11 protein-coding genes are annotated in these 12,012 nt (G+C 57.5%); 9 read left to right on the top strand and 2 right to left on the bottom strand.

All coding sequences use genetic code 11. The features are described from left to right. Nucleotides 1-9 precede the first annotated feature (9 nt). Entirely contained in the window at nucleotides 10-1,113 is a 1,104-nt protein-coding gene (gene dnaN / locus MA884_RS06405; protein WP_256229598.1) for a DNA polymerase III subunit beta, read from the bottom strand. Between the two features lie 39 nt (nucleotides 1,114-1,152). Next, complete coding sequence (dnaA, locus tag MA884_RS06400; RefSeq protein WP_256229597.1) at nucleotides 1,153-2,673, bottom strand: chromosomal replication initiator protein DnaA; 1,521 nt, start codon at nucleotides 2,671-2,673, stop codon at nucleotides 1,153-1,155. A gap of 569 nt (nucleotides 2,674-3,242) precedes the next feature. On the opposite strand from dnaA, the gene rpmH reads away from it, so the two are divergent. From rpmH to MA884_RS06355, 9 genes are all read left to right on the top strand, one after another. Then, the gene (gene rpmH / locus MA884_RS06395) at nucleotides 3,243-3,377 is read left to right on the top strand and encodes a 50S ribosomal protein L34 (RefSeq protein WP_003213577.1); all 135 of its coding nucleotides are present in this window, start codon (nucleotides 3,243-3,245) and stop codon (nucleotides 3,375-3,377) included. Between the two features lie 16 nt (nucleotides 3,378-3,393). Further along, nucleotides 3,394-3,798, top strand: a complete 405-nt coding sequence (gene rnpA / locus MA884_RS06390) for a ribonuclease P protein component (protein WP_256229737.1) — start codon at nucleotides 3,394-3,396, stop codon at nucleotides 3,796-3,798. Further along, on the top strand, nucleotides 3,791-4,036 hold the full coding sequence (gene yidD / locus MA884_RS06385; RefSeq protein ID WP_010465488.1) for a membrane protein insertion efficiency factor YidD: 246 nt from the start codon (nucleotides 3,791-3,793) through the stop codon (nucleotides 4,034-4,036). Before rnpA ends, yidD begins: the two co-directional genes overlap by 8 nt. A 2-nt stretch (nucleotides 4,037-4,038) precedes the next feature. Continuing rightward, complete coding sequence (gene yidC / locus MA884_RS06380; protein ID WP_256229596.1) at nucleotides 4,039-5,721, top strand: membrane protein insertase YidC; 1,683 nt, start codon at nucleotides 4,039-4,041, stop codon at nucleotides 5,719-5,721. 79 nt (nucleotides 5,722-5,800) lie between these two features. After that, entirely contained in the window at nucleotides 5,801-7,171 is a 1,371-nt protein-coding gene (gene mnmE / locus MA884_RS06375; RefSeq protein WP_256229595.1) for a tRNA uridine-5-carboxymethylaminomethyl(34) synthesis GTPase MnmE, read from the top strand. 563 nt (nucleotides 7,172-7,734) lie between these two features. Next, the gene (gene mnmG, locus MA884_RS06370) at nucleotides 7,735-9,633 is read left to right on the top strand and encodes a tRNA uridine-5-carboxymethylaminomethyl(34) synthesis enzyme MnmG (protein ID WP_256229594.1); all 1,899 of its coding nucleotides are present in this window, start codon (nucleotides 7,735-7,737) and stop codon (nucleotides 9,631-9,633) included. Between the two features lie 5 nt (nucleotides 9,634-9,638). Then, the gene (gene rsmG, locus MA884_RS06365; protein WP_256229736.1) at nucleotides 9,639-10,274 is read left to right on the top strand and encodes a 16S rRNA (guanine(527)-N(7))-methyltransferase RsmG; all 636 of its coding nucleotides are present in this window, start codon (nucleotides 9,639-9,641) and stop codon (nucleotides 10,272-10,274) included. 18 nt (nucleotides 10,275-10,292) lie between these two features. Then, nucleotides 10,293-11,090 carry a ParA family protein gene (locus MA884_RS06360; RefSeq protein ID WP_003207100.1) on the top strand — a complete coding sequence of 266 codons (798 nt, stop codon included), beginning with the start codon at nucleotides 10,293-10,295 and terminating at the stop codon, nucleotides 11,088-11,090. Nucleotides 11,091-11,099: 9 nt separating this feature from the next. Then, on the top strand, nucleotides 11,100-11,972 hold the full coding sequence (locus MA884_RS06355; RefSeq protein WP_256229593.1) for a ParB/RepB/Spo0J family partition protein: 873 nt from the start codon (nucleotides 11,100-11,102) through the stop codon (nucleotides 11,970-11,972). Nucleotides 11,973-12,012 lie beyond the last annotated feature (40 nt).

Here is a 12,012-nt window from a genome sequence, read left to right as displayed (position 1 = left end):
TGAGCATGATTACAGACGCATCGGCATGACAACGTAGGCCGAGTCGTCGTTATCGGACTCCTGCACCAACGCACTGCTGTTTGAGTCCGACAGGATCAGACGCACTTGCTCAGTGGTCATCACGCCCAGTACGTCGAGCAGGTAGCTGACGTTGAAGCCGATTTCCAGGGAGCCGCCGTTGTATTCAACACCGACTTCTTCTTCCGCTTCTTCCTGCTCCGGGTTGTTCGCCTGGATCTTCAGCTGACCGTTGGCCAGTTGCAGACGAATGCCGCGGTACTTCTCGTTGGACAGGATCGCGGTACGGCTGAACGCCTCGCGCAGCGCCTGGCGGTCACCCAGAACCAGCTTGTCACCGCCTTTTGGCAGCACACGCTCGTAGTCAGGGAACTTACCGTCGACCAATTTCGAGGTGAAGGTGAACTCGCCGGTGGTGGCACGGATATGGTGCTGACCCAGTACGATGCTGACAATGCCGTCCGGCTCGGTCAGCAGGCGTGCCAGCTCCAGGATGCCTTTGCGCGGTACGATGACTTGATGGCGGTCAGGCTGACCGATATCGGCCTGCATCGAGCACATGGCCAGACGGTGACCGTCGGTGGCGACGGCGCGAATGATACCGGCGGACACTTCCAGGAGCATGCCGTTGAGGTAGTAACGCACGTCCTGCTGAGCCATGGCGAAGCTGGTGCGTTCGATCAAACGGCGCAGTTTGCTTTGCTCGAGGCTGCAGGTCAGCGAGCCCGGGCCTTCTTCCACCGTCGGGAAATCGTTGGCCGGCAGAGTCGACAGGGTGAAACGGCTACGACCGGCCTTGACCACGAGCTTCTGGTCATCGACCTTGATGTCGATCAGCGCATCGTTGGGCAGGCTTTTGCAGATGTCCATCAGCTTGCGCGCTGGCACAGTGATAGAACCTGGATCGGCCGGCTCTTCAAGTTGCACACGACCGACCAGCTCGACTTCCAGGTCGGTACCGGTCAGCGACAATTGCTGGCCTTCGACAACCAGCAGCACGTTGGAAAGTACCGGCAAGGTCTGGCGGCGTTCGACGACGCCTGCGACCAGTTGCAGGGGTTTCAACAGGGCTTCGCGTTGAATGGTGAAATGCATGGTCTAGTCCCTTGCCTTAATAAGCTGCGCTGGTGGTCATCAAGTGGTCAGTGTTCGCAGCAGGTTCTTGTAGTCCTCGCGGATGTCCGCGTCGGATTCCTTAAGTTCGTTGATCTTACGACAGGCGTGCAACACCGTGGTGTGGTCGCGTCCGCCAAACACATCGCCAATTTCCGGCAGGCTGTGGTTGGTCAGTTCCTTGGACAAGGCCATCGCCACCTGACGCGGGCGAGCCACCGAACGCGAACGGCGTTTGGAAAGCAGGTCGGATATCTTGATTTTGTAGTATTCGGCGACAGTGCGCTGAATGTTATCCACAGAAACCAATTTGTCCTGGAGCGCCAACAGGTCCTTCAAGGACTCGCGAATCAACTCAATGGTGATGTCGCGGCCCATGAAGTGCGAATGAGCAATGACGCGCTTGAGGGCGCCTTCGAGCTCACGTACGTTCGAGCGGATACGCTGGGCAATGAAGAATGCCGCGTCGTGAGGCAGTTCGACCTTGGCCTGATCAGCCTTCTTCATCAGGATCGCAACCCGGGTTTCCAGCTCCGGCGGCTCGACCGCGACCGTCAGGCCCCAGCCAAAACGCGATTTGAGGCGTTCTTCAAGACCTTCAATTTCTTTCGGGTAGCGGTCGCTGGTAAGAATGACCTGCTGCCCACCTTCAAGCAACGCATTGAACGTATGGAAGAACTCCTCCTGGGAGCGCTCCTTGCGGGCGAAGAATTGAATGTCATCGATCAGCAACGCATCCACCGAACGGTAGAAACGCTTGAACTCGTTGATCGCATTCAGTTGCAGCGCCTTGACCATGTCGGCCACGAAACGCTCGGAATGCAGGTACACGACCTTGGCATTCGGGTTCTTCTTTAATAAGTGGTTACCCACGGCATGCATCAAGTGGGTTTTACCCAAACCCACCCCACCATAAAGGAAGAGCGGGTTATAGCCGTGCTTGGGATTGTCCGCGACCTGCCAGGCTGCCGCCCGGGCGAGCTGGTTGGACTTGCCTTCGACGAAGTTCTCGAAGGTAAAGGTGCGGTTCAGATAACTGGTGTGCTTGAGCGCCCCTTCAACCTGAACAGTGCGCTGTTCGGCGCGCACCGGAGCTTGTTGGGAGCTGGCGCCGGCCATCGGGTCGAAGCTGTCCCGTGAGGGCTCCTCGCTGACCTCTGCCATTTTTTGTGCGTTGCGTTTGCTTGGGGCAGGCGCGGGAGCAGGAGCTGCATGATTAACCGGTGCCGCTGCAGCCTGGGCCTGGGAGGCGGCGGCAGCCAACGGTGCGTTCGGCGCGGCACGCGGCGCCGAGCTGCGTTTGCTGCCTATTAATAAGGACAGCGCCGGCGTCATGCCATTGCCATGCTCGTCCAGCAGTTCAAGAACCCGACCCAGGTACTTTTCGTTGACCCAGTCGAGAACGAAACGATTCGGTGCGTAGACGCGCAACTCGTCGCCTTCGGCTTCGACCTGTAGTGGACGGATCCAAGTGTTGAATTGTTGGGCAGGCAGCTCATCGCGCAAAAGCTCCACGCACTGCTGCCAAAGTTCCACTGACACGGATATCCCCTAAGTTGAAAGCCGGTGAGGCAAAAACAAGCGGCCATTGTAGCGAGCAGACGTCCACTTATCCACATGCAGGTTGCTCATCGGCCATGATTTATCAATGCCTTAACACGGCGAAAGGCGACAGGCGGTCGGTGGATAAGCCCTGTGGATAACAGGGCCTGAGGTCATTGCACAAGTGGGGGTCAAAGTCTGTGGGTAACCTTCCTGTGGATAACTTCCCATTCCACACACAGCTTATCCGACAGCGCAGCACAGGCTGACCACCGCTTTCCCTTGTAGTTGTCATCCTCTGTACAGGCCGTACTATAAGGCCTCAAGATGGTTATCCACAGACAGGTACCTGCCTTGCTTTTATAAGCTTTACAGAAAAGCTTTAAATAATTCCCTTCTTTTTATTTATATATCTGAACCCTTGTCATGAACCCGCCACCTCGGCCGGATATCTATTTGAAGGAAACGCTGGTTGGAAATTGACCTAGAGGCTTGCTTTCTCTAGAATCCCCGGTCTCTTAAAACGGGGGCCATTCCGGCCCGTTGTGGACGAACCCAGGTAACACGACATGAAACGTACTTTCCAACCAAGCACTATCAAACGCGCTCGTACCCACGGTTTCCGTGCTCGCATGGCTACCAAGAACGGTCGTGCCGTCCTGTCGCGTCGTCGCGCCAAAGGTCGTGCGCGTCTGGCAGTTTGATAATCCGGCACTGGAGGTGAGTCAGGACTTCAGTCGGGAAAAGCGTCTGCTTACACCCCGGCATTTCAAGGCAGTCTTTGACTCCCCTACCGGCAAGGTTCCGGGGAAAAATCTCCTGCTCCTTGCGCGCAGTAACGATCTCGATCACCCCCGACTAGGGCTGGTTATCGGAAAAAAGAGCGTCAAGCTCTCCGTTCAGCGCAATCGCCTCAAACGTCTGATGCGCGAATCGTTTCGCCTGAATCAGGATTCACTGATCGGCTGGGACATTGTTATCGTCGCGCGCAAAGGTTTGGGTGACGTAGAAAGCCCCGAATTGATTCAGCATTTCGGCAAGCTCTGGAAACGCCTGGCTCGTAACAAGCCAGCACCACCAGCAGTCAACACCGAAACTGTAGGGGTAGACAGTCCCGATGCGTAAACTGGCACTCGTTCCGATCCAGTTTTATCGCTACGCCATTAGTCCCCTGATGGCCAGTCACTGTCGTTTCTACCCCAGTTGTTCCTGCTACGCGTATGAAGCCATAGAAAACCATGGCCTTCTGCGCGGTGGCTGGCTGACCTTTCGTCGTTTAGGTCGCTGTCATCCGTGGAATCCCGGCGGTTATGACCCGGTTCCGCCTATCCCTACCTCCCGTTCTTCTTCGATGGCCGAGTAATCATGGATATCAAACGCACGATCCTGATCGTCGCCCTGGCAATCGTGGCCTACGTAATGGTTCTTAAATGGAACCAGGACTATGGTCAGGCTGCCCTGCCGACTCAGAATGTTGCAGCCAGCAATACCGCACCGAGCTTGCCGGACACCACGACTGGCAACAATGCCGCCAGCAATGACGACATCCCGCGCGCGGCAAGCGATACCACTGCCCCTGCCGAAGCCCCTGTGGCTGCAAGCAAGGATCTGATCCAGATCAGGACGGACGTACTCGAGCTGGCAATCGATCCACAAGGTGGTGACGTCGCTCAACTGAAGCTGCCGTTGTATCCACGCCGCCAGGATCATCCGGAAATTCCATTCCAGCTGTTCGATAACGGCAACGAGCGGACCTATCTGGCCCAAAGTGGTCTGATCGGCACCAACGGCCCGGACGCAAACCCGGCCGGTCGCCCGGTTTACTCCGCTGAGAAGAAGTCCTATCAACTGGCTGATGGACAGGACCAATTGGTCGTGGACCTGAAGTTCAGCAAAGACGGCGTCAATTACATCAAGCGTTTCACGCTCAAACGTGGCCTGTATGACGTAACCGTTTCTTATCTGATCGACAACCAGAGCGCTCAGCCCTGGTCCGGTGCGATGTTCGCGCAGCTCAAGCGTGACGCCAGTTCCGATCCGTCCTCGAGCACTGCGACCGGCACCGCGACTTATCTGGGCGCCGCCCTGTGGACAAGTTCGGAGCCGTACAAGAAAGTGTCCATGAAAGACATGGACAAGGCGCAGCTCAAGGAAACCGTACAAGGTGGCTGGGTTGCCTGGTTGCAGCACTATTTTGTAACCGCCTGGATCCCGCAGAAAGGCGAGAACAACGTCGTCCAGACGCGTAAAGACAGCAAAGGCAACTACATCGTCGGTTATACCGGCCCGGCATTGACCGCTGCACCAGGTGCACAAGTCGAAACCAGCGCCATCCTGTATGCCGGCCCGAAAAGCCAAGCGGTGTTGAAAGAGTTGTCCCCAGGTCTGGAACTGACCGTGGACTATGGATTCCTCTGGTTCATTGCCCAGCCGATCTTCTGGCTGCTGCAACATATCCACAGCCTCGTTGGTAACTGGGGCTGGTCGATCATCTTCCTGACCATGCTGATCAAGGGGATCTTCTTCCCATTGTCGGCCGCCAGCTACAAATCCATGGCCCGCATGCGCGCAGTGGCACCGAAACTGGCCGCCCTCAAAGAACAACATGGCGATGACCGGCAGAAAATGTCCCAGGCCATGATGGAGCTGTACAAGAAAGAGAAGATCAACCCGCTGGGTGGTTGCTTGCCGATTCTTGTACAAATGCCGGTGTTTTTGGCGTTGTACTGGGTGCTGCTGGAAAGCGTGGAGATGCGTCAGGCACCGTTCATGCTGTGGATCACTGACCTGTCGATCAAGGATCCGTTCTTCATCCTGCCGATCATCATGGGCGCGACCATGTTCATCCAGCAGCAGTTGAACCCGACTCCTCCGGACCCGATGCAGGCGAAGGTCATGAAGATGATGCCGATCATCTTCACCTTCTTCTTCCTGTGGTTCCCTGCGGGTCTGGTGCTGTACTGGGTTGTGAACAACGTGTTGTCCATTACCCAGCAGTGGTACATCACGCGTAAGATCGAAGCGGCTACGAAAAAAGCCGAGGCGTAACTTGCTCTGTGGATAACCACACAAAACGCCCCCTAGTGGGGCGTTTTGCTATCTGCCACTTTTGTCTGGATACCGGTTTATGAGCGCACCTCGTGAAACCATCGCCGCCGTTGCAACTGCCCAGGGTCGCGGCGGAGTCGGCATCGTCCGTATTTCGGGACCTTTGGCCAGCGTCGCGGCCAAGGCCATCAGCGGTCGAGAACTCAAACCGCGGTTTGCTCACTACGGCCCGTTTTTCAGTGATGACCAACAGGTGCTCGATGAAGGCCTGGCCTTGTATTTCCCCGGTCCCAACTCGTTCACCGGCGAAGACGTGCTGGAACTGCAAGGCCATGGCGGCCCGATCGTCCTGGACATGTTGCTCAAACGTTGCCTTGAACTGGGTTGTCGTCTTGCACGCCCAGGCGAGTTCAGCGAACGCGCATTCCTCAACGACAAGCTCGACCTGGCCCAGGCCGAAGCCATTGCGGATCTGATCGAAGCCAGTTCGGCACAGGCTGCGCGCAATGCGTTGCGTTCCCTACAGGGCGCTTTTTCCCAACGTGTGCATAACCTCACCGAGCAGCTGATCGGCTTGCGGATCTACGTTGAGGCCGCGATCGACTTTCCCGAGGAAGAAATCGACTTTCTCGCCGATGGTCACGTGCTCAGCATGCTCGACAAAGTCCGCGATGAGTTATCCACAGTACTGCGTGAAGCCGGACAAGGTGCTTTGTTGCGCGATGGGATGACGGTGGTGATCGCAGGACGGCCAAATGCCGGAAAATCCAGTCTTCTAAACGCCTTGGCGGGGCGTGAAGCCGCGATTGTCACCGAGATCGCCGGCACGACCCGGGATATTCTGCGCGAACATATCCACATCGATGGCATGCCCTTGCACGTGGTCGACACAGCCGGCCTGCGGGATACCGAGGACCATGTGGAAAAAATAGGCGTGGAGCGCGCGCTCAAAGCCATTGGCGAGGCTGACCGTGTGTTGTTGGTGGTCGATGCCACGGCCCCGGAAGCGGATGATCCTTTCGCTCTGTGGCCAGAGTTTCTGGAAACCCGGCCTGATCCTTCGAAAGTTACGCTGATTCGTAACAAAGCCGACCTGACTGGGGAACCCATAGCCCTGGAGGTCAGCGCTGATGGTCATGTCACCATCAGCCTCAGCGCGAAATCAGCAGATATGGGGTTGGAGTTGCTGCGCGAACATTTAAAAGCCTGCATGGGTTACGAACAGACGTCGGAAAGCAGCTTTAGCGCCCGTCGTCGGCACCTTGAGGCGTTGCGCCATGCCAGCGCGGCGCTGGAGCACGGTCGCGCACAACTGACTCTGGCGGGCGCCGGTGAGTTGCTGGCCGAAGATTTACGCCAGGCGCAGCATTCCCTCGGGGAAATTACCGGGGCCTTCAGCTCTGATGACCTGCTTGGGCGAATTTTTTCCAGCTTCTGCATCGGTAAATAACGCCCCAATCCTTAAAAACGGCTGCTCTGGACCGTACATCGACCTCACGCAGCCCGGTTCTTCCCCCCTCCAGGAATGATTGCCCCGCATGGCGGCTTGTCTGTGGGCGGGTGTCTGGCGCAAAAAAGCAGTTTTGCGGTGGATTAAGCCCTGTGAATAACTGGCCCTGAGCTCAGTTGATAAACCCCCTTAAAAACTGAAGATAACGGTCTCTGTGGATAACCATCCCATTCATCCACAGGCTTACACCGGTTATCCAAGCCCCCCAGCCGTACCTGACCACAGGGTTTTGAACCTCTGTACATATTGAATATAAAGGCTTATAGAGCTTTATCCACAGAAATTGAGGTCAGTAAGAATAAACATAAAAACAAAGGTTTTATAAATTTCTTTCTTTTTAATTTCTTTAACCTCGACTTCTCCACAGCTGGTTAAATTTTGTGCAAAGGGTTCTTTAGGAAAGGGGAAGTCCCTATACTTGCCGACCTGGCTCGAAAAACGCCCAAGGCCAGGCTCAAACCTATTTTCCGAATTACCTGAATTAAGCAGGCACGAGGTGCGTGGTGGATTTCCCTTCCCGTTTTGAAGTGATCGTCATCGGCGGCGGTCATGCCGGTACCGAGGCAGCACTTGCATCAGCACGCATGGGGGCTAAAACCCTGTTGCTGACGCATAACGTGGAAACCCTCGGCGCCATGAGCTGCAACCCTGCCATCGGCGGGATTGGCAAAAGCCATCTGGTCAAGGAAATCGATGCCCTTGGCGGTGCGATGGCCATGGCCACCGATCGGGGTGGCATCCAGTTTCGTGTATTGAACAGCCGTAAAGGCCCGGCCGTGCGGGCTACTCGTGCCCAGGCCGACCGTGTCCTATACAAGGCCGCTGTCCGCGAAATCCTGGAAAACCAGCCGAACCTGTGGATATTTCAACAGGCAGCCGATGACCTGATCGTCGAGCAGGACCAGGTGCGCGGTGTCGTCACGCAAATGGGCCTGCGTTTCTTTGCCGATTCCGTGGTGTTGACCACCGGGACCTTCCTCGGCGGACTTATCCACATCGGTTTGCAGAATTTTTCCGGCGGTCGCGCCGGTGATCCGCCGTCGATCGCTCTGGCTCACCGTCTGCGTGAGTTGCCATTGCGTGTCGGGCGTCTGAAAACCGGTACGCCACCTCGCATCGACGGCAAGTCCGTGGATTTCTCGGTGATGACCGAGCAGCCTGGCGATACGCCGATCCCGGTGATGTCGTTCATGGGCAACAAGGAACAGCATCCACGGCAAGTCAGTTGCTGGATCACCCACACCAACGCCCGCACCCACGAAATCATCGCGGCGAACCTCGATCGTTCGCCGATGTATTCCGCTGCCGGTGAAATCGAAGGTGTCGGCCCGCGCTATTGCCCGTCGATTGAAGACAAGATCCATCGCTTTGCCGACAAGGAAAGCCATCAGGTGTTCATCGAACCGGAAGGTTTGACCACCCATGAGTTGTATCCGAACGGGATATCCACAAGTCTGCCGTTCGACGTGCAATTGCAGATCGTGCAGTCGATCCGTGGCATGGAGAACGCGCACATCGTGCGTCCGGGTTATGCGATCGAGTACGACTACTTCGATCCGCGCGATTTGAAGTACAGCCTGGAAACCAAAGCTATCGGCGGTCTGTTCTTCGCCGGGCAGATCAACGGCACCACCGGCTACGAAGAAGCGGGTGCCCAGGGTTTGCTCGCCGGAGCCAACGCCGCACTGCTCGCCAAGGGCAAAGAAGCCTGGTGCCCGCGCCGCGATGAGGCATACATCGGTGTGCTTGTGGATGATTTGATTACCCTGGGCACCCAGGAGCCGTATCGGATGTTCACCTCCCGTGCCGAATATCGCCTGATCCTGCGAGAAGACAACGCTGACCTGCGCCTGACCGAGAAAGGTCGCGAGCTGGGGCTGGTGGATGACGTGCGCTGGGCTGCGTTCTGCAAGAAACGCGAGAGCATCGAGCTCGAAGAGCAACGTTTGAAGAGCACTTGGGTTCGTCCGGGTACCGAGCAAGGCGATGCCATTGCCGCGAAGTTCGGCACGCCGCTGACCCACGAATACAACCTGCTCAATCTCCTGAGCCGCCCGGAAATCGATTACCTCGGACTGGTGGAAGTGACCGGTCAGGGCGCGCAAGATCCGCAGGTGGCCGAGCAGGTCGAGATCAAGACCAAATACGCCGGTTACATCGACCGTCAACAAGACGAAATCGCCCGTTTGCGCGCCAGCGAAGACACGAAGCTGCCTGTGGATATCGAGTACACGGGCATTTCCGGGTTATCGAAAGAAATCCAGAGCAAGCTCAGCGCAACGCGTCCTGAGACCCTGGGCCAGGCTTCGCGTATCCCCGGCGTGACCCCGGCGGCCATTTCCCTGTTGATGATTCATTTGAAAAAACGCGGCGCGGGCCGTCAGTTGGAGCAAAGCGCTTGAGTTCGATGGTCACCTCGCAACACGCCGAAGAGTTATCCACAGGTGCCCGTCAGCTCGGCGTCAGCCTGACCGAGGCCCAGCACGCGCAACTGCTGGGCTATCTGGCCCTGTTGATCAAATGGAACAAGGCCTACAACCTGACCGCCGTGCGCGATCCGGATGAAATGGTCTCGCGCCATCTGCTCGACAGCCTCAGCGTCATGTCCTTCATCGAAGACGGCCGCTGGCTCGATGTCGGCAGTGGCGGTGGCATGCCGGGAATCCCGCTGGCGATCCTGTTTCCGGACTCGCAAGTGACCTGCCTGGACAGCAATGGCAAGAAAACCCGCTTCCTGACCCAGGTCAAACTCGAACTCAAACTGGATAACCTGCAAGTTATCCACAGCCGTGTCGAAGCGTTCCAGCCTGCCCAGCCTTTCAACGGGATCATCTCCCGGGCATTCAGCAGCATGGAAAACTTCAGCAACTGGACTCGCCACCTGGGCGATGCCGATACGCGCTGGCTGGCAATGAAGGGCGTTCATCCGGCCGATGAGCTGGTAGCATTGCCGACAGACTTCCACCTCGATAGCGAACACGCCCTGGCCGTACCCGGTTGCCAAGGCCAACGCCATCTGCTGATACTGCGCCGCACGGCATGATTGGGAATACAAGCAACAATGGCTAAGGTATTCGCGATAGCGAACCAGAAGGGTGGTGTGGGTAAAACCACCACCTGTATCAACCTCGCAGCATCCCTGGTCGCGACCAAGCGCCGGGTGTTGCTGATCGATCTCGATCCACAGGGCAACGCCACCATGGGTAGCGGTGTGGATAAACATGGCCTGGAAAACTCCATTTACGATGTCCTGATCGGCGAATGCGATCTGGGCCAGGCCATGCATTTCTCCGAACACGGCGGTTATCAACTGCTGCCGGCCAACCGTGACCTGACGGCGGCCGAAGTGGTCCTGCTGGAAATGCAGATGAAGGAAAGCCGTCTGCGCAGCGCCTTGGCGCCGATTCGGGAAAATTACGATTACATCCTGATCGACTGCCCGCCGTCGCTTTCGATGCTGACGCTCAACGCCCTGGTGGCCGCTGATGGGGTAATTATCCCCATGCAGTGCGAGTACTTCGCCCTCGAAGGGCTGAGCGACCTTGTGGATAACATCAAGCGCATCGCCGAGCTGCTGAACCCGGACCTGAAAGTCGAGGGCCTGCTGCGGACCATGTATGACCCGCGCCTGAGCCTGATGAACGATGTATCGGCCCAGCTCAAGGAACACTTCGGCGAGCAGCTCTACGACACGGTCATTCCGCGTAACATCCGTTTGGCCGAAGCGCCGAGCTACGGCATGCCGGCCCTGGCCTACGACAAACAATCCCGGGGCGCGCTGGCCTATCTGGCCCTGGCGGGCGAGATGGTTCGCCGTCAGCGCCGAAACCCACGCACCGCTGCTGCCCAGCCAACTTAAGGAAACCCCATGGCCGTCAAGAAACGAGGTCTCGGACGTGGACTGGATGCACTGCTCAGTGGCCCCACTGTCAGTTCGCTGGAAGAGCAGGCCGTGCAAGTCGATCAGCGCGAGTTGCAACACTTGCCCCTGGACCTGATCCAGCGCGGCAAGTATCAGCCGCGTCGGGACATGGACCCGCAGGCGCTGGAAGAGCTGGCCCAGTCGATCAAGAGCCAGGGCGTGATGCAGCCGATCGTGGTTCGGCCGGTCGCCAATGGTCGCTTCGAGATCATCGCCGGCGAACGCCGCTGGCGCGCCAGCCAGCAGGCTGGTCAGGAAACCATACCGGCGATGGTCCGCGATGTACCGGATGAAACCGCCATCGCCATGGCGCTGATCGAGAATATCCAGCGCGAAGACCTCAATCCGATCGAAGAGGCGGTGGCCCTGCAGCGTTTGCAGCAGGAGTTCCAGCTGACTCAGCAGCAAGTCGCCGAGGCGGTGGGCAAGTCCCGCGTGACCGTGGCCAACCTGTTGCGCCTGATTGCGTTGCCGGAAGTCATCAAGACCATGCTGTCCCATGGCGATCTGGAAATGGGCCACGCCCGGGCATTGCTCGGTTTGCCGGAAAATCAACAGGTTGAAGGGGCGCGACACGTTGTCGCACGCGGTCTGACCGTGCGCCAGACCGAGGCATTGGTTCGTCAGTGGCTCAGTGGTAAACCGGCACCTGTCGAAGCACCGAAAACCGATCCGGACATCGCACGCCTGGAGCAGCGCCTGGCCGAGCGGCTAGGCTCTGCGGTGCAGATTCGCCACGGCAAGAAGGGCAAAGGGCAATTGGTGATCGGCTATAACTCCCTAGATGAGCTGCAAGGTGTCCTTGCGCACATTCGCTGAAACAATTGCTCTTGTAGCGTGCAGTCGGAAATCACTACCT

It is taken from the genome of Pseudomonas sp. Q11 (genome assembly GCF_024494355.1).
Lineage (GTDB): Bacteria > Pseudomonadota > Gammaproteobacteria > Pseudomonadales > Pseudomonadaceae > Aquipseudomonas > Aquipseudomonas hefeiensis.
Note: the sequence above shows the minus strand (reverse complement) of the source record. Positions and strands in the feature narration are given on the sequence as shown.